Here is a 19,611-nt window from a genome sequence, read left to right as displayed (position 1 = left end):
GTGGTTCTGCAGATGCGGCACGGCGAACTGACGCCCAGTTTGCATGCAGAAACCTTGAATCCTAAGATCCCATTTCCAAAGACCCCGTTTAAGGTGCAGGTGCAGCCGGAGCCATGGGAACGGCACCGGTTAAGGCTCGATGGTCCATTGAAAGAATATCCCTATGTGGCTGGCATCTCGTCGTTTGGAGCTGGTGGTTCTAATGCCCACGTGATCCTGGCTGAGCCCCCCAACAGAGTTGCGATCGCTAACGACGACAACAACAACGATCCTGTGATCATCGTCCTTTCTGCCAAAACGGAGGACAGTCTCTCCGCCTATGTCGAAAAGTTGTTGCACTTTTTGAGTCGGGCTGATGCTTCTGAGTTTCCGGCGTTACGCGATATCGCCTTCACGCTGCAAACGGGACGTGATCCGATGGAGGAGCGGGTTGGTTTTATTGCCCGCACCAGGCACGAGCTGATCGAAAAGCTCCAGGGCTTTCTTGCCGTCGGGCCAGATCAGGTAAAGGACTGCGTGCGTGACTGTGTCGCTCGCGGCCACGATAGTTTGACACGACTGGCCCATGACGAGGACGCCCAGGCGATGATCCGAGCTTGGCACAGCAAGCGAAAGCTGTCTAAACTTCTGGATTTGTGGGTCAAGGGGATGCCCATAGACTGGGAGCAGCTCTATGGGCATCCCCGTCCAAACCGGGTCGTATTGCCCACCTATCCATTTCAGCAGGAACCCTATTGGATTCGCGTGGGTGTCTCCAAAGCTAATGAACGACAGAGTGTGCAGCCCCTGCATCCCCTGCTTCATCAGAACACGTCGGACCTGGATGGATTACGCTTCAGTTCAGTGTTCTTAGCCGACGCGCCCTATGTCGCAGACCATGTTGTGGGCGGTCAAAAGCTTCTGCCGGGCGTAGCCTGTTTGGAAATGGCACGGGCGGCGGTGGAGCAGATCAGCGGCCCATGTGAAGGTTTGTCAGTTCGGTCGATCAACCATGTTGTTTGGGCTCGACCAATTGTTGTGGCGGAGCGTCCACAAACTTTTCATGTCGGCCTTTTGGACGAAGGGGAGGGCAAGGTACGGTTCGAAATCTATTCGTCATTGGCGGATGATTCTCCTGTGCTGCATGGCCAGGGGGTTGCCATGCTCCAGGCTGTGAAGATGGAATCTGAGACGCCTGTGCTGGACTTGGATAGGCTCAAGGCGGCAGTTGTTAACGCGCCGCGATTCGATGCCGCCCAGTGCTATGCCACATTCCAATCCATGGGGGTGAATTACGGACCATCCCATCAAAGCCTGGTGGAACTGTTTGCTGACAGCAAGCACGTGTTGGCACGGCTGCAACTGCCTGATGCGGCATTAGCAACCAGCGACGCCTACCTACTGCATCCCAGTCTCTTAGACGGCGCGCTCCAGGCGGCGATTGGCTTGGCACTACAGGGGGGGCAGACGGTTGTCGCTGACAACCTGGCGGCAACCGTACCGTTTGCCCTGGATGAATTGCAGATCTTCGCCCCATGGGTGAACGACATGTGGGTCTGGATTCAGGTGAGTGAAGCGACATCCCCGTCAGCAGGAGGGCAGAAACTTGATTTCGAGCTGTGCGATGCCCATGGGCAGGTGTGCATTCGCATGAAAGGATTCACATTTCGCCCATTACCATCCGGTTCTTCTCACCCAGACGCAGCGAGTAACCTGCTGCTTGCCTATCCTGAATGGCGCGAGCAATCCGTTATGGCTGCGGATCCCTCACCTAATTTTGAGCACCGTCATCTCCTGGTCTATGGCGTTGATGGGCTATCCGACGACGTTGTTCACGCTAAGTTACCAGGGGTTACATGGCAACAGTTGCCGTTTGACCAAGACGATGTCGCAGCTGCTTTTGCAGGGGTCTCTACGCAAGTCTTTCGTTTAACGCAGGAGTTGTTGGCTAAGAAACCCACCCGTAGGGTGCTAGTGCAAATCTTGATTCCGTCCAAAGGGACAGGCAATCTGTTCAGTGGACTCGCGGGCTTGCTGCACACGGCTCGGTTAGAGAATCCCCTGTTTGCGGGTCAAGTGATTGAGGTCGATGTTCGAACATCGGCAGACACGTTGGTGCAGATTTTGGCTGAGAATGCCACTGGTCTGGAGGATGTCAGGATCCAATATGAGAGGGGTGTCCGGCGGACGATACATTGGTGCGAATTTGCATCGCCGATGCCGACAAAACTATCGACTGTACCCTGGAAATCTGGAGGTGTTTATTGGATCACGGGGGGCATGGGCGGTCTGGGACGCCTCTTTGCCAAATATATTGCCACCGAAACGCAGGATGTCACGCTGATATTGACAGGCCGATCAGCCTTGGCTGCCGAGCAACGAGAATGGCTTGAAACCTTGAATGCCAATGGTGCCCGTGTGGACTATCGGCAGGCCGACATCAGCCTGGAAGCAGACGTTGAACGCTTGGCCCAGGAGATCGTCAGGGATTATGTGAAAATCGACGGTATTCTTCACGCGGCAGGGGTTTTACAGGACGCGTTCATACTTCAGAAACCGGTTGATGAGTTTCAGGAAGTCCTGTCCCCTAAGGTTGCCGGAGCCTGGAACCTGGATCGGGCAACGAGGCAACTGGATCTGGATTTCTTTGCTCTGTTTGCAGCGGGTGCGGGATTACTCGGCAATCCGGGCCAAAGTGATTACGCAACGGCCAACGCATTTTTAGACACCTTTGCCCATTTCCGCAACGGGCGTGTTGAGCGCGGTGAGCGGAGTGGACGTACCGTCAGCATCGATTGGCCACTTTGGCAGGACGGTGGCATGAAGATGGCCGCCGCTGCCCAAGCGACGATGACAGATAAGCTGGGATTAACTTCCATGGCATCTGTGGTCGGGCTAGAGGCGTTTGAATGCATATTGGCATCGGGCAAAGGCCAGATGATGCCATTAACAGGCGACCTGTCACGGTTGCGATCGCTGCTTAAAGTTTCTGTTGAACCCGACAGGACCTTGGTTGAGGTTGACCATGGGTCGACAGCCAGGGTCGATGAATATTCTGAGCCAGAAGCGGTAGCCATCGATTACTTAAGACAATTGATTACCTCCGCACTCCATATACCGCCCCATCGCTTACGTCCGGATGAGTCATTTTCACAATTTGGCATTGATTCGATTGTGGTGATGAACCTGACCAATCAACTGGAGGAAACCTTCGGATCATTACCAAAGACACTCTTTTTCGAATATGACAACATTGGTTCGCTGGCACGATATTTTGTTGAAACCCATAGGGCAAAACTGACATCGGTCATTCGCGGAGACCGAATGGCAAAGGGCAGGACACAGGCGGCAACTACCGAGCCGTTGACAGCACTGACAACAACCGTCCCCATAGCGAACAGTATGTTGCGAACTCGACGGCATCGCTCCGCTGTGCAGGACACTAAACCTCAGGAAGCTCTTTCAAGCCGTGCCCTTGACATCGCTATTATTGGGTTGTCCGGGCGTTATCCCATGGCAGCCGATTTGAAAGCGTTCTGGGCCAATCTGCGGGACGGTCGCGATTGCATCACAGAAGTACCGCCTGACCGTTGGAACTGGAGGGACTATTACTCTGACGAATCCGGTAATGGTGCTGGCCACAGCAGTAAATGGGGAGGGTTCATCGACGATGTGGACAAGTTTGATCCCCAGTTTTTCAACATCTCGCCCAGGGTTGCTCCATTCATCGATCCGCAGGAACGGCTGATTCTAGAGGAGACCTGGAAGGCACTAGAGGATGCTGGATATCGTCCCCAGGATCTTCAAGCGAAGCTTGGTGAGGATACGGTTTCACCGGTCGGTGTCTATATCGGTTCGATGTATGGCGAATATCAGTTGCTGGGTGCAGAGTCGACGATGGTCGGTAAACCCGCAGCTTTTGCGGGCAATTTGGCCAGTATTGCCAATCGAGTCTCCTACGTCCTTAATCTCAACGGCCCCAGCATGATGGTGGACACGATGTGTTCCAGTTCACTCACTTGTGTGCACCTGGCTTGTCAGGATCTAAAGTCAGGTCGGACTGACCTGGGCATTGCTGGCGGGGTCAATCTCACCGTCCATCCCAATAAGTATCTGATGCTCAGTGGCGGTCAGTTTATTTCCACCCAGGGTCGATGCGAAAGCTTTGGCGAGGGCGGTGACGGTTATATTCCCAGTGAGGGTGTTGGCGTCGTATTGTTGAAACGTTTGGCTGATGCCCAGCGCGACGGAGACCACATTTACGGCGTGATCAAGGGCAGCGCTTTGAATCATGGTGGTCGCACCAACGGCTATAGCGTGCCGAATCCTAACGCGCAAAAGCGAGTGATTGTTCAAGCCCTAAACGAAGCGGGCATTGACCCCAGAGCCGTTAGCTACATTGAGGCCCATGGCACCGGAACCAAGCTTGGAGATCCAATTGAAATTGCAGGGTTGACCAAGGCATTTGGTCTGGAGCCTAACCATAGGCAATGTTGGATCGGGTCGGCAAAATCTAACATTGGCCATTGCGAGGCGGCGGCGGGTATTGCTGGCCTGACCAAGGTGTTATTGCAAATGCAGCATCAACAAATTGTGCCGTCGATTCATTCCAGTGTCCTGAATCCCCATATCGATTTTGCATCCACGCCCTTTGTCGTTAATCAGGACTTGCGCGATTGGCAGCCTGCCAGTATTGACGGCAGGCCGATGAAGCGCATTGCTGGCATCTCATCTTTTGGTGCTGGCGGGTCTAATGCCCACCTGGTAATCGAAGAAGCCCCCAACGTATCCATTTCGCAACCGCTGGAAGATGCCCCGAACGCGAATTTCAAGGCCGGTCAGCCTCCACGCGCCCTCATCTTGCTCTCGGCCAGAAGCGAGGAACAACTGCGCCAAGCGGCTCGCAACCTACGCGATTTTGTGACTGATCCATCACGCGCCTCCGATACTCAATTACATGACATCGCCTACACGCTGCAGGTAGGACGGGAACCTATGACGGAGCGTTTAGGTTTCGTGGTGGATTCCATGGGGGAGTTACGGGACCAACTTGAGATGTTTCTCAATAGTGCTTCGCCCGTGGAGGGACAGCTTCGTGGCCGCGACGATCAGCAATTGTCGGATGGCTTCAAATCCTTGTCATCAAATTCGGCTAGTAACGCCATGGTTGATCGCTTCACTGGGGGGGGCGATGGGCAAGAAATCCTTCAACTTTGGGTTTGCGGACATGAATTTGACTGGACTAGACTCTACCGTGCCATCAGCCCAAGCCCCCGACGTATCAGCCTGCCGACAAGACCTTTTACCCACCGTCGATATTGGGTTGAAAGACCCGGCACTCCATCTGGTGGTCCATGGCCAATGGCCGCCCAAGTCGCTATTCCACCGCAGACGGCACCATCACCAATGGCCGAGTTGACTGGACTTTCCCAACCATTGGCCACCCTTGATGGTATGGAGTCCCGCTTCATGACGGCGATGCCGAACAAGCCTAATCAACTCGTCGAATTGACGCCGTTATCGACTAATCAACAATTCTCCAGGAACGTTGTGTCCAGCGAGCAGTTGGCGACCGATGATGCCGAACCTATTAGACCGGCTGAATCTACCAGTGAGCCGGTCGCGGCACCACGTTCAGTGGCACCTCCATCGGAGCGTTCAGTGACTGAGCTTGAATCCCTCCAGAAAAAGCTGCTGACCAGTCTGGCTGAAACACTCTTTATGGGAGTGGATGAAATCGGGCTAGACAAGCCATTCATGGACTTGGGGCTTGATTCGATTGTGGCGGCGGAATGGATTCGGTATATCAACCAAGAGTTTGGTTTGGACATAGCGGCGGCAATCGTCTATGAGCATGGAACCCTTCGAAAGTTTACGGCATTCCTTGATAATGAAATAAGCGACCTGAGCCCTTCGGTGTCCCCGTTACCCGTACCGTTGGCTGAACCATTGCCAGTTACCAGCCGCGAGACAGAGCCTATCGATGCAGCTGTTTTGGGGCAGCCCAGCGTGGTTCAGTCCCATGAATCGGAGACAGCGGCACCAGATTCTTTTACGGTCAACTCAGCGCATCATCGTTTGGAAACCTCCCATAAGCAGACGAGCGATATTGCCATTGTCGGCATGTCAGGGCGGTTTCCCGGTGGACCGGATCTGGATGCGTTCTGGCACCTGATTGAAAGGGGAGAAACTGCATTTTCTCCCCTTCCACGGGATCGAGATTGGGATTTGGAGGGGATTTATCACTCGACTCCGCACCCCAACAAAACCTATGTGCGCCGTGGAGGATTTCTGCAGGGTATCGACTGCTTCGATCCATTATTTTTTGAGATTTCGCCCAAAGAGGCGATGGCGATGGATCCATGTGAACGTTTGTTTCTGGAGGAATCATGGCGGGCGATTGAGGATGCCGGCATTGACCCCAAGAGTCTTTCTGGGTGTCGATGGGGGGTGTTTTGCGGCAACGGCGGTGATTACTCGCTGCGGCTAAAAGAGGTCTTGGGATTCTCGCCCCATGTTACCCTCTCCCAGGTTCCAGCCCGAGTTGCACACTGTCTGGACTTGAATGGACCTTGCCAATCGGTGGATGCTGGCTGCGCCTCTTCCCTCCTGGCGATTGCACAAGCTTGCGATCAACTGGTGATGCACCGATGTGAAGCCGCGATCGCAGGCGGGGCATTGCTCCACTCAACCCCCAATCTTCTGATCAGTGCTTGTCAGATCGAGCTGCTTTCAGCGGCTGAGACCGGTCACGCATTGGACGCGCAGGCTAACGGCATGATGCCCGCTGAAGCAGTCAGTGTCGTTGTTTTGAAGCGGTTGGCCGACGCGTTAGCTGATGGGGACCGCATTCACGGTGTAATTGAGGGTTGGGGCAGTAACCATAATGGCAAGACAAATGGCATGGTTACCCCAAACGCAGATGCTGAGGTGGCTTTATTGGAAGACGTCTATACTCGCTTCGGCATTGATCCTCAAACCGTTACGCTTATGGAGGCTAATGCGTCCGGTATGCCGTTGGCGGACACAGTTGAGGCTCACGCTCTGACTCGTATTTTTGGAGGCGCTACTACGAAACGCCAGCAGCCTTGTGTTCTGGGGACGGTAGAAAATAATGTCGGGCATGCGTTTCATGCTTCGGGCATGAGCCACCTCATGAAGACGTTACTCGCGATGCGGTATCAGCGAATTCCAGGCACGCCAAACGTGCGAAGACCATCAGACTCATTAGACCTGGAGAATAGCCCCTTCTCGATTATCCAGGAAACCCTCCCTTGGGAGGTTGAACCTGGGCAGTTACGCAGAGCAGCCATCAATTCGTTTGGAGCCACCGGAACCAACGTGCATTTGGTACTTTCTGAATCTCCTGCGGTGGCAGCGGCGGCAGAGCCAATTTCAGTTCGCAGTGGGCCTGTGCTGATTCCGTTGTCTGCTCGCACTGCTTCTGGCCTGCGGCAGCGATGTTGTGATCTTCAGCATTGGCTGGATTCATCCTCAGAGGGTCTGAACTGTGATTTGCAACGTCTCTCCGCAAACCTATTGATGTACCGGTCGCACTTTGAGGAACGCTGTGCCATTGTGGTCAGCGATGTTGCCACGTTGCGAACACAGTTATCTCGCATCGGCGATGGCCATCCGATCGAAAAGGGCTTTCTTGGCAGGGTGGACGCCTCCAGTCCTTTGAGTCCTGCCTTGTCCACACTTGCGGCTGCCACCATTAAAGGCCTCCAGGCACCGTTGCAACCAACGGAAGAAGACCTAATAGTCCTGGCGGATCTCTATACGAAAGGCGTTAACCTGGACATGTCAGCTTGTTTTACAGCGGCAGAGCAGGCTGTCTTGTCACTACCTGGATATCCATTTGAAAAACGTCGATGTTGGGTATCCGGCACCGGCTCAGGCGAAACATCCCAGGGTGTACAGAAGATTACAAAATCCAAGCCTACAGCTGAGATTGTTGAGCATCTAAAAGCTTTTGTGGGTGAGTTGACCGGCCTGTCACCGGATGAGATTGAGAGTGGAAAACCGCTTAGTGCTTACGGTGTGGACTCATTGATGGGCATGCGTTTACTAAATCGAATTAATGCCTTCTCTAGCGAGGACTTCGATGCATCACTTTTGCAGAATAGCAGCCTAGATGAAATGGCGGCGACAATTCAGACAGGATCTCAATGGCATGGTGACGAAGTACCCTCAAGCCTATCACCCTTGCGGACTTCGGGCATTGAGCGACCTTGCCCGGCATTTATTGAGCGGCTAGAGTTGGCGATTTCACCTGGAACGGAGGTGATAAACACCGGCAACGGTGAGGCCCAGTTAGAACATTTAATACAACATGGGGTCGGTGTCTGGTCAGTGAATGGACGGCTATGCTTCGAGTTCCTCAAGGGCACGCAAACGCGCGAGTCCGTTCAAAGTCTCTTGAGTTATCCTCGCTCACTGCTGTCGCTACTCACGGAAGGCGTTGGCTATTATCCGACCAGTCAAATGCAGCGATTTGCACTGGATGCCTCTGAAGTTCACGGGAAGACCGCTCTCAATATTGGCCAGGCATTTTGGATCGATAGTCCTGTCAATATGGAATTGCTCCACCGGGCTTTCAGCGAGATGACGCAACATCATGCCATTTTACGCACTGGCATTCGACGCGCAGGCGAGCAATGGGTTCAAGTTGTGTACGAGAGAAACGAAGTCGACTGTCAGGAAGAGCTTTGGCCTGATGTCGAAGATCAAGCAACCTTCCTTGACGCTCTAGAGACATTTCAGCTAGAGCAGATTGGTGCAGGGTTTGATGCTGCTCAGACAACCTTGCTAGACCTGTTTGTGGTACATAACGGGAAGGATTTGGGGGCAATCTATTTCCAAACGCATCATTTTCATGCCGATGGATTCACGTTATTCTTCCTTCAGCAGGAACTGTATCAGCGGTATCGAGCTCTGGTGGAAGGAGCAGATTGGACACCTCCCACACTGCGAGCTGAATATGCGCACTTTTCGCTCTCTCTATTTGAGTCGGCTAATGCCGAGAATACGCAATTTTGGCAGGACTACCTGAACAGACAAGCTCATGGGCCAATGTTGCGGGACCGGGCGGAGTATTTAGAAAGCGTATCCCCGAAAGCTGGTGTCTTAACCATCGATACTTCGATAGACCTCTTGGACGGTGCCCGACGATTCAGGGTCACCCTGACACAAATGGTCGCCTGTGCGGTTGGCGTGCTCATGTACCGCCTGACGGGGCAAAATATGGTAGTGCAAATGGTTTACAATTTGCGCGATCGCTACGAGTTTGAGAATGTTTTCGGAGACTTTTCATCATCGGCACCCTTAACGCTGGATATCCAATCAACCATGACGCTCCGTGATGTCTTTGCATGCTATAGCCAGGCATCCTTGGAACTCCAGATGCACAAGCGGTTTGATTTCATGGATGTGATTGGTCAGTTGGGTAGCTCAGGAAAGTGGAGTGGTATCTCCATCGACAGCAATGATCGAGACGCCCTCTGTCAGGTAACGGACTTTGCCGAGCGAATGATTGACATGCCGCTGGAGGAGCGTGACCCTGTTGGCCCCTTGGTCGTATGTCTAGTGAAAACGGCAGGACAATTAACTCTACAGCTTTTGTACGACAAAACCCTGTTGTCGTCTCACACCATCGAATTGTTTGGTGAAGCCATGCAAAACCTGCTGGTGAAGATGATAAACGAACCGGAGTTTCGGGTTCTAGATTTCCAACCCTCGCCCGAATTACTACAGAGATTAGACCTACAGCTTTAGGGTTATTGGTAGGTAAGCGTCCCCTGAGCGAAGTCGAAAGCTTTAGGGTTATTGGTAGGTAAGCGTCCCCTGAGCGAAGTCGAAGGGGATGCTGGCTAGGAGTGTTGGCCTAACTCCGAAGGAGACGCTTCGCTCAGCCAACGGTGTCGGTGGAACAGTTACTATTTGCAGTATTTACAGCGAGTGTCTAAAAAATAAAGGCTGCATCTCTCTTTTAATCTAAAAATGACATCTCGTAGTCTGGTGGCTCCACCATAGAGGCAAAAATTGAGGCGCGCGTTGGGTCAAATCTCAATTGGCCCAATTCTTGATTGTTATCGAGCCATGACTGAATCAGTTGAATTTCCCCTGCAATATCTTCATCCATCTGATGATTCAACGGGGACGAGATTTGTGACATCGCCTCGTCTCTGGTCTGGCAGGCATTAGCTACCAGGGCATTCCATTGTGGATCTTCAATCGGCTCAATATGTACCTGCTTGAACTGGCGATAAGCCTGAATATACTCCTCAAGAAAGGGTCGATAAGGTTCCTTATGTCGCATGTCATTAAAGAAGTGCCGTTTGACGGTGTGCAGCCATGCCGGACGTTTGTCAGGTTCTTTGATGCTACATTGCAACAGATAGGCAAAGCTGACGATGAAATTCTTGAACTGCCGATTTACTTTCCCAATTAATCTATCGACACCTGTCACCGCATACTCTCCCCTCAGGCGGTACTTGAACGCATTGTTTGGGAAGGCATAGTAGAACATCAAGTCCTGTATCGATTTGCAATCTTGAGGTTTGTAATCAATACCAAGCAATCTCGCCACATCATCGTTGTAAAAGCCGTAGTAAACCAGATGGTCATGCCGACGAGGCTCGCTATCACCAAAATAATGCTTGTTATAGCTTGTGATGCGAGCATCTAAATTGCGATGGATGTGATAGTGAAAACCCGGTTGAGTAACAAGCTTGTGAATAAACAATCCCTGCATTTCTATAATATTCGCTAACCCCCCACTGTATGGTCGCGTATAGCCAAGCATGTAGATATTGTTCAGCGTCTTTGGGATCACTCCCATAAAGTTATCGCGATATTGATATTGATAGGGGTCTGCTCCGTCAACCATAATGGTGGGCAGCCTTGGTGCTTCCGTATCGCCCTTGATGTAATGATCGAAAGCTCTTTCAATCCCAGCGTAGGTAATCGTTTTCTTTTCAAAATCGATTGGGGTATCTTTGGGGACAACAATGGCTCGGCCCGTATGCAACCACATGCAAATGTCATTCAAAAAATAGCCCTTTGAAAATGCATCGGGCAAATTGTCGCTAAAATTGCGGCAATATTCATCAATGGGCCAGTATTTTATGGCAACGGCACCACTGGCTGGACGTGACTCGCTGGTGTTCCAACTATCGTCCCGTAGGCTGACTGGAAATTGATCGCCGATCAAAATAGGAATTCCAGTACCAGCGGTTGCACCGTAAACGATGGCAGCGTAATGACGATTGGAGAAGTAGCGAAAATTTTGAAACTCCAGCTGATCTAAGGTGTGGGTCGTTTCAAACGCTGGCACGACCTTATCCCGTGGGTGAAACCCATTCGTGCGAATGATCACCTTCGCATCATGGGGAATTAAATGGGAAATCATCAGGTTGGCAGAATCTCCCATTGTGTCAAACACAAACGTCTTATTTGGCGCGTTGTAATCGGTGGTGGTGAGGTGTGAAAAGATGGCTCGACTAAACCCAGTTGCGAAGACCACATGCCGTGCGTTAATCGTAGTGCCACTCTGGGTATATACAACGCTGTGATCGGCAAAGTTATCGACCCTGGTCACAATGTCTCGGATAACTCTTTCTCCGTAGTGCTTCTGCCACTTCTGATGCATTTCATAATACTGAGTAGCACAAGGGTAATGATCCCTTTGGAATTCATCTACGAGGTCAAACGAGTAAAAGCTTGTTAAGTAACTGGAAACTAGATCAAAGTCTAATCTTCCACTCTTATTAAGACGGTCCCAGACGCTGTTGCCATCGGCCGAGATTATCCTAAAGTCTATACCTGTGGAGATCAGTTCGCGGATCAATGGAATCGCACTGAAGCCAAAGCCTACAACCACTACATCGGCCATAATTCATGCTCCTGATAATCCGGATTTTTGGTGAGATGTAACACGTTCAGGTGTTTAGATTCAAGATATATCCTTAGATTGTAATCTCGACAACCGTCAGGCCTGCCATTCCATGAACATCTTTGTTTACAGGGAATTATACAGTTTTTAGATTTGGTAGTAATAAGAAAATATGAGACTTACTCACCTGAAGAAAGATACTTTCAGTCAGCTGCAAGGTGTGCCTAAATGTCAGAGATTATTATGATTAAAAATTGTTATTCTTAGCCATTCACTGTATCGTGGTACCTGTTATAGGCCATAAAGTATTAAAGAAATAGAAGAAGACAACGCAGGATTCCTTCTCAAAAGTGTTATTTCTTACTTGATCTCAATGACTCGCCAGGTTATTGTGGCGAACTTGTTCGAATCGGTTATCAACTTAGTGCATCTGTCAGCTCGCTAGAGATATCGTGAACATTACCCAGTCAAAACCGGTCTCCGGGACTATATTGAAATACTTGGAATCTGTTAACACTGCCGTTAACAAGATTACGGATCCAGCAACTGGTGAAGCCGTTCAAATCCCAAACTATGAGGTCCTTCAAAGGGCTGCTCGTGGATTGGATGAATCTTCATATCCATCGCAAACAGCGCTGATTATTCAACGACTTCTCGGCAGAGGTGCCAGCTTTGATATGGAGACAGCTGGGCCTGAGCAGCCCCTCAGTTTTCCGAAGGATCACCATTTACATCCAAAAATGGGGCCCGAGTGGCATTATTTGAGCTGTGATCTGAATACCAAAGGCCCGAATGGTGAATCGCAGCGCATTGGTGTAATGATTTGGCTGCAAAAGAATCGCATTGTCGGTACTACGGCTCAAACGGAGGCGAAGTGGAGCGATGAGGAATCCCTTATTTGCGCCTCTAAGGTGACTGTGGTTATGAAAACAGACAATGGCAAGGGACGACTCATTCGGCGAAATCGAAACCTTCAGTGGCCTCTTAAAGGCGGGCATATAGCTTACAGCAAACCTGGTGAGAATTTTCGCTTTGTGTGTGGTCCAGATTCTTTCTCCGGCTCGAAGAATGTTCTGCCGCTGCGAGCGCAGGTGAACGATGGAGACCGTATGCGTTTGGACCTGGTGGCAGACTGTCAGGATGAGCTTACCCCTGAGACCGCTTTTTTCCTTCGCGGTGTTAATGGTTGCGGATTCACCGAATTACCCGCTCCTGGCTTTGAGTATGGTTGGCCCCAGATCAAGGTGTCTGGTACGGTCATGGTGGAGGGCAAAACGTATCAGGTAGAGTCTGGCTTAGGTTGGATTGATCATCAAAACCTGAATGGCAGTTTGGAAAATCCGCCTCAGCAAACTCCTGGTTATGACAGTATCCCCTTTGTTGACGATGGCCAGCCTTTTCTCGGTTGGTGTTGGATGTATTTGAACCTGGCCAACAAAGATACTCTAATGACCATCGGTTTAAATGTTGGACCAAATCCGATAGGCCTCTCGCCGCAACTACCTATAATCTCCACATCTAGCTACTATACATCGATCAAAGAGGGTAAGTTAGACGTAACCATTCTTAGTAACCCTGAGAAACCTCCACTCGTCGGAGAGATGAAAATCACGAATTTTCAAGTATTGCCAACGATTACGAATGCGTCCGGCCCCTATCCCCCAAATGCGCTCATCCCTAATGGTTGGACCCTAACTAATGTTAAGGATCATACCTGGGCTCATGCCCTGGCAGGTAATGTGACGGCATGGTCAGATGACGCTACATTTAATGCAGAGGATTGGAGCCTTGCCAGTGAGATGCCTGTAGATTTCACAGATACCAGTGGCCAATTTGCCAACGGCACGGGCTATGCTGAGGTTATTGGCTATGAAAACTCGTTTAGTTTCCAGCAGCGCGCCTTGGTTTTCCTTGAGACTGGAGTTTTACCTGGCGCGATTCCCGAAGTGAGTCTAGCCGCGACGAAGCCAATTTTGGTAAAGCTCGGGAAAAAGCCTCGCTCACATATTACCCAACTAAGGGAAAACTTTGATGGCCCCATCATGGATAAAATCTCAGATATATTGAAGGGGTTGGAAGCAGAGGGAAAAGTCGAAGACGATACTCAAATCGTCATCGCAATGGTGAAGTAGGGGGCAGATGCCCCATGGCACAATCAGTTTTCAACGATAGGTGATACCACCTTAGATAACGGTCAACTTAAACACACTAGTCAAATAGGAAGTAATTATCATGTCTGACCAGAAAAATAATGATGTTGAAGTCATTGATGCATCCGATAACGACGATGATAAGCCTGCCACCGATAAGCTTCTCGGTGGCCTGACGGACGAGATCAAAGTCTTTTCTAAAGCTGCTGCTGTTTATTTCGAGAAATTAAGCGAGCTGCATGAAGAATCGGAGAGTAATAAGAAGCACAGCTCTCTCGTGGATATTTTGACTAATAACCACAAAGCCCAAAAGGCTGCTTGGAAGCATGTAGTTGAGAATTCTGAGGCCCACAAAGAGAATGAAAGGCAGGCCAAGAGATTCATGCCGAAATCAGCTATTGATAGTCTTCATGACTGGCTTGACGATTAGATGAATCGAGAGTTGCCATATCGATTGAAATCGGCTCTGCAATGAGATCATTGACTAACAATCTTGCAAAGATTTGGGTAGTCGATGTCTCTCAGCTTAGTGGAGTCGATATTCTGCGCTGCGAAGCTGCACTCGTGCCAGCAGAAATTGAGCAAATGCGACGGTTCCAGTTCGATCTGGATCGGGATGCTTATCGTGCGGCCCATGGCCTTGCCCGACATGCCCTCTCATCATTTGAACTGGACGTGGCACCGCAGAATTGGGTTTTCGAATCCACCCCCTACGGTCGACCGGAAATTGCTACAGGGTATGGCTTTCCACCCTTGCGCTTCAATATTTCACATACACGTGGCATGGTGGCTGTTATCGTAGCGCGCGAGTTAGATTGTGGTGTGGATGTGGAGTCAGTCGAGCGCTTTAATTGTTTGGAACACTTGGCTGCAAATGTGCTTGCCCCTGCCGAGTTGGCTAGCTTGTTGACGGTGTCAGACTCTGAGCGACCTCTGCTTTTTAGTCGGTATTGGACACTCAAAGAGGCCTATTCAAAAGCTCTCGGACTTGGTCTGTCAATGCCATTTGAACGCATTGCATTTGAACTACGAGAAGGAGGTCCTCGACTGCTTAACCAAGCTGGTGACTGGTTTTTTGAGCAATGGTTACCCTCACCAAATTACATTGTGACGACAGCCCTTCGCAGTAGCCAACCGATACGTCTGGTTCGTCACTGGGGCTTTCCAGCCGTATCAACCCTATAGCAGTCTGATGGGGGCTCGCTGGTTTTAGTCATCAGTTGTCCAAGCTCATTAAGGCTTGCTTTGAGCCATGGTGTTGCTTCCCTGTGCCACGGCCAGTGCCGTTGTCTTAAATCGGTGCTTCAATAGGGCAGCATCCTCTCCACTGAATTGTTTCTCGTTGTAACTCAGGTGAATATTTAGTAAGTCTTTGAACAAGACAGCGCTGAAAAGAGCAGTGCCAAGGATCGACGGAGCTACGTAACCACGGGCATTGGTGACCGTAAAATTGCCAGTCTTAGTCGACATTCTTGTTAGATTTAGGAACGTCAAGCTGGTGGAACTGTACTTAGCCATGCTGACAATGAACCGAGCCGCTCGATCAACACCTTTGCTTCCTTTTGGGAAAAATAGTTTCCAGTCCATGATGGCCGCAACCGTTGGCATCACAAACAACCGGGGAGAATCTTTCTTCATGGCGGATTTGATTTCGCGTCTAATATCCTTGGCCATCTCGGGGATATTTTTTTTATCCGTTAGTTTGCGAACCACATCCACGGTAGAGGAGAACAAGCCAAAGTCATTTTTGGGAATGGACAGGAAAGGACGTAGATTGATGGGCATGGGCATGGTGATGACCCGCTCGGTTGTATCTTTTTGCTTTGGGCTCTCGGCCAGGAGCGGGTGAATGACATCCATGGTGATGGCGATGAGCAGCGCGTAAAGGGTGACCTGTTCTTGCTTGGCATATGCAATTAGGGATGCTGTTTCAGCAGCATTAAACGTGAAGGTCTCGACGATGGGCCGTCGCTCAGCAAACGGCACATCTGCGTCGTTGCGCAACGGTGCTGGCATGTCGCCCAGCTGATTGAGTTGCCCCATTACCTTGGATTGACAGCTTACCAGTTGCAACAGACCTTTAATTCCCTTGAAACGGGAGGCCATGCCATCTTCCAGCATCGGCGGGAAGGGAAGCGGTTCCGGTGATGGTAAGCTTTCACCGGAGGAGACTGTGCCAAGTAAATTGACAATGTCCACCAACAGGTTTGCATGGGAAAAGCCGTCGCCGATTAAATGCTGAAAGGTTACGAATACGGAGCAGTAATCCTCGGAAAATCTTACGAGTTTTACCCGGATCATTAACTCATGATAGCCGTCAAATGGTCGGCGCAATTCTTCGGTGGCAATCCGATCTCGATTCTCCTCGGTGCTTGAACACATTTCGATGGGGATTACCGGTGCTTCTGCTGGCTCATAACAGGCAAAGTATAGTTTCTGATGTTCCTGGCGTAGGATGCTGCGAAGCATCGGATACCGTATTTGGCACCAACGAAGCACCTGCGCTAAAGCATCCTCAGTCACATTGCCATGAATATCCACAGCCGCACCTATGTTAAATGGGCTCGCTTGGTCAAAGATCCAGGCGGAGTATTCCATTTTGCCGAGCGGTCGGGCAATGGTTGGTCTGTTATCAGGGGATGTAGGCGCTTGAGTATTCAGCTTGCGTTTAAATAAGGTGAGCAGATCATTCATGGGTCAGGTGATGTTATTTGCCGAATAAAGACCGAATGTTATCTCTTACTTCTTGCTGATGGAAGGTGATGCCATGCATGGTTACTTCTTGTTCAATGAACCGGGGTAAATCCTTCCGCAATTGCTGCACAAGATGATCCTTCAGGGTGATCAGGGAAACACGCGGTATCCGAGCTAGGTCCCGAGCTACGTCCAATGCCTGCTTCATGACCTCGGTTCTTGGATAAACAGGAAAAACAGCGCCTCGCTCTTTTAACTCTGCCCCCCGGTAGCGACGGGCTTGAAGCAACATTTCTGGCCCCAGGACTGGTCCTAACTTATGGGGAACGATCATAGTGGCCCCCATGCCTGGCGTGAATCCGTACTTCATAAAATTGGTTGTGTAAATACTCTCCCTGCTTAAGATCACAAAGTCGGCAAATAAACCCATCACAAATCCGCCGCCAATGCCATGCCCCTGCATAGCTGAAATTACCGGGATCTGGCAATCGAGGGCGAGGCCATAAATGTTGTTGTCTGAAAATTTTCCATTCCCTTCCTGGAGGGTCAGTAAATCCTCTTGTGTGCCACCGCTGGCAAAATAACTGTCAAAGCCAGTCAGGATAACGGCCTTAAATGTGTTGTTGGTTGCGATGCTTTGGAAAGCAAGAATCAGTTCACGGCTCATTTGATGGGTGAAGGTATTCTTGTGCACGCGATCGCACATGGTCACCTGGACAATATAGGGTTCCACCTCCTTAACATTGACCACTGATTCCGATACCGTGCTCATTCCTCCCATGGGAATACCCCTGTTGTAACATAGCGGGCAATTTTATCAAGATTGTCCATGTCGGTGAAAACCTCTAGATTGGCCGCCAAAGCCTGGGGTCGTGCCTGAGCGAGCGAGCCATCGAGATCGCCCATGTAACGCTTATAACGGGTGATGCCCTTTTTAGAAAGCCGTCTCAGGCGGAGCAGATGCTTACGCAGCAGGTTCTCGCTGTTGGCATCATAAGCGTCCACCAACCCCCAAGCCTCAGCTTTTTGAACGGAGATGGGTTGGGTCATCAGGGTCAGGTAATGAGCCTTTTGAAAGCCAATGCGACGGTTTAGAAACGGCAGCACACAGGCAGGCATGAGTCCGAACAACAGTTCGGACAAGCTGAATATGGCGGTTTCATTGGCCAGAACAATGTCGCAGGCCGCAACAAATCCCATACCGCCTGCGTTGGCTTTTCCCCGAACATGGGCCACGCTGACATAAGGCCCAGTGGCCAGATCTAACCAGACATTGTACAGAGGTTCAGGATCCTGCCCCTTTGCTTCACCACCCGCTAGACTACGCTCGATTGCCTGGAAATCTGCCCCAAAACAAAACACTTCAGGCAATCCCTCAATTACCAGAACGGTAATTGTGTCTCGATACCTCCGAAGCACGTCTTGGAATTCTGCTATCAGTAGATCGTTGATAGTATTATTGGCTTCTGGACGGTTAATCTGCAGCATGCAAATTGGACCGTCAAACCTGATGCGTATGGTATCGTATTGCTCCATTACGATACCCACTCATATTCACGATGATACTCTTGAATCGCTTTGAGAAACAACAGCGGTTTCCCATTCCTTGCTGATCTTGCTGCAGGCATAAAGTTGGGGTCTAATGTCGCGTTGCGGGTGCCAAAACGAACCGCGTGATTACCCAACAGCATCTTGTCGTATTCCTCCATGGATAGCTCGTAACGCCGATTCAATTGCGCCTCAATCCCCATGCGACGAAGACGTTGCTGTCCCTCACTGGTCACTACTCCACTAAAAAATTCAGAGCAACAGCCAGACCCATAGGAAAAACATCCGATCCGTTGCGGTGAATCAAAACTCGCGCAATCGATGGTGCTGGCCAGGGACAATGCCATTGTTCCCCCCATAATGTTGCCGACCCGCTGACAATAGGTGAGACCCGGTGCAACCCGACGGCTGAAATCTTCCTCAATCTGCGGTAGCTTAGCCTTGGCCATCTTGCGCATCATGTTGCGGTGAGCCCCTTTGACCATGCCACCAAACGGGGTGTGAAACGAGAGGTAGCCAAAGGAGCTGGTATAGTCGACATCTTTGACGCGTTTTTGGTATTCCAGATAGGCCTTCTCACAACACTCTAGATAGGACAATAGCGATAGGTCCGCATCACCCGCTTCGCTGTCGGGAACCGGACGACAGGTGTCCATGACCTCAAACCCGTAATAGCCATTGGCACCGATATCGACCTGGAAAATATAGGGCATTTCGCTGACTAGCATGGCAACTGAGCCAGCCCCGCTACTAGGCTCGGCAAATGACCAGTCGTGCGTCAGCTCTTGACCACCCTCCGCAACCAGAAAACGGGTGATATCTGTTGCCACTACCAAGGCTTTTGCCCCGGGCGATGTTTGAGAAAGAATTGTATTGACTGCCATTTGCAGGCCAGCAACCCCGGAATAACAGGCATTTTTGAGTTCAAACAGGCGACAGTTTCGATTGAGTTCAAGATAATGGTGTATGTAGGTACTGATCGATTTACCAAAATCGATCCCCGACTCCGTACACGTGATGAGCAGTTCGATGCGATCTTTTTCAGCCGGACTCAACGCGTCCACAATCGGTTTAGCTGCATTTACTCCGAAACTGATCGGATCCTCGTAAGGCAAGCTTACGGTCTTTTCCTTCATCAGAAGGTTCTCAAAACGATCAACATCCAGTTTGCGATGCACAGCCAATTTACTTACATCCAAGTAGGCCGTACCTCCGAAAACATTCATTGCTTCAATGCCAACGTGTTCCACAGTGTCTCCTTGGATAGCATCGTATGGAGCCATATTTCGAGTCGACATGGAATTCGACATCTATGGCTCGTTAAACAAGAATATCTATGTAGTA

Annotated in this window: 9 protein-coding genes; 4 read left to right on the top strand and 5 right to left on the bottom strand. The window is 50.6% G+C overall.

The features are described 5' to 3' along the window. The first annotated feature begins 12 nt into the window (after positions 1-12). A complete protein-coding gene (locus U2F10_RS34565) occupies positions 13-9,756 on the top strand; it encodes an SDR family NAD(P)-dependent oxidoreductase (RefSeq protein ID WP_499874744.1) in 9,744 nt (3,247 codons plus the stop codon). A gap of 214 nt (positions 9,757-9,970) precedes the next feature. Here the strand turns inward: U2F10_RS34565 and U2F10_RS34560 are convergent, their stop codons facing one another. Beyond that, on the bottom strand, positions 9,971-11,875 hold the full coding sequence (locus tag U2F10_RS34560) for a thioredoxin reductase (RefSeq protein ID WP_499874689.1): 1,905 nt from the start codon (positions 11,873-11,875) through the stop codon (positions 9,971-9,973). A 491-nt stretch (positions 11,876-12,366) separates the two neighbouring features. On the opposite strand from U2F10_RS34560, the gene U2F10_RS34555 reads away from it, so the two are divergent. From U2F10_RS34555 to U2F10_RS34545, 3 genes are all read left to right on the top strand, one after another. Next, entirely contained in the window at positions 12,367-14,007 is a 1,641-nt protein-coding gene (locus U2F10_RS34555; RefSeq protein ID WP_499874687.1) for a lipocalin-like domain-containing protein, read from the top strand. A 100-nt stretch (positions 14,008-14,107) separates the two neighbouring features. Next, on the top strand, positions 14,108-14,455 hold the full coding sequence (locus U2F10_RS34550; RefSeq protein ID WP_163670421.1) for a hypothetical protein: 348 nt from the start codon (positions 14,108-14,110) through the stop codon (positions 14,453-14,455). Positions 14,456-14,496: 41 nt separating this feature from the next. Then, positions 14,497-15,210: a 4'-phosphopantetheinyl transferase family protein gene (locus tag U2F10_RS34545; protein ID WP_499874685.1), complete on the top strand. Its 714-nt coding sequence runs from the start codon at positions 14,497-14,499 to the stop codon at positions 15,208-15,210. A 48-nt stretch (positions 15,211-15,258) separates the two neighbouring features. Here the strand turns inward: U2F10_RS34545 and U2F10_RS34540 are convergent, their stop codons facing one another. The 4 genes from U2F10_RS34540 to U2F10_RS34525 are packed head-to-tail and all read right to left on the bottom strand — an operon-like array spanning position 15,259 to position 19,517. Further along, positions 15,259-16,719, bottom strand: coding sequence for a condensation domain-containing protein (locus U2F10_RS34540; RefSeq protein WP_163699970.1), 1,461 nt, complete (start codon positions 16,717-16,719; stop codon positions 15,259-15,261). Between the two features lie 13 nt (positions 16,720-16,732). Continuing rightward, a complete protein-coding gene (locus U2F10_RS34535; RefSeq protein ID WP_163670428.1) occupies positions 16,733-17,500 on the bottom strand; it encodes a polyketide synthase in 768 nt (255 codons plus the stop codon). Further along, entirely contained in the window at positions 17,488-18,255 is a 768-nt protein-coding gene (locus tag U2F10_RS34530) for an enoyl-CoA hydratase/isomerase (protein WP_163699966.1), read from the bottom strand. Before U2F10_RS34530 ends, U2F10_RS34535 begins: the two co-directional genes overlap by 13 nt. Next, positions 18,255-19,517, bottom strand: coding sequence for a hydroxymethylglutaryl-CoA synthase (locus U2F10_RS34525; protein WP_163671846.1), 1,263 nt, complete (start codon positions 19,515-19,517; stop codon positions 18,255-18,257). Before U2F10_RS34525 ends, U2F10_RS34530 begins: the two co-directional genes overlap by 1 nt. Positions 19,518-19,611 lie beyond the last annotated feature (94 nt).

The sequence above is a fragment of the Leptothoe sp. EHU-05/26/07-4 genome, assembly GCF_043421015.1.
GTDB classification, from domain to species: Bacteria; Cyanobacteriota; Cyanobacteriia; order Phormidesmidales; family Phormidesmidaceae; genus Leptothoe; species Leptothoe turfae.
The sequence above is the reverse complement of the archived record's forward strand: the minus strand, read 5'-3'. Positions and strand labels throughout refer to the sequence as shown.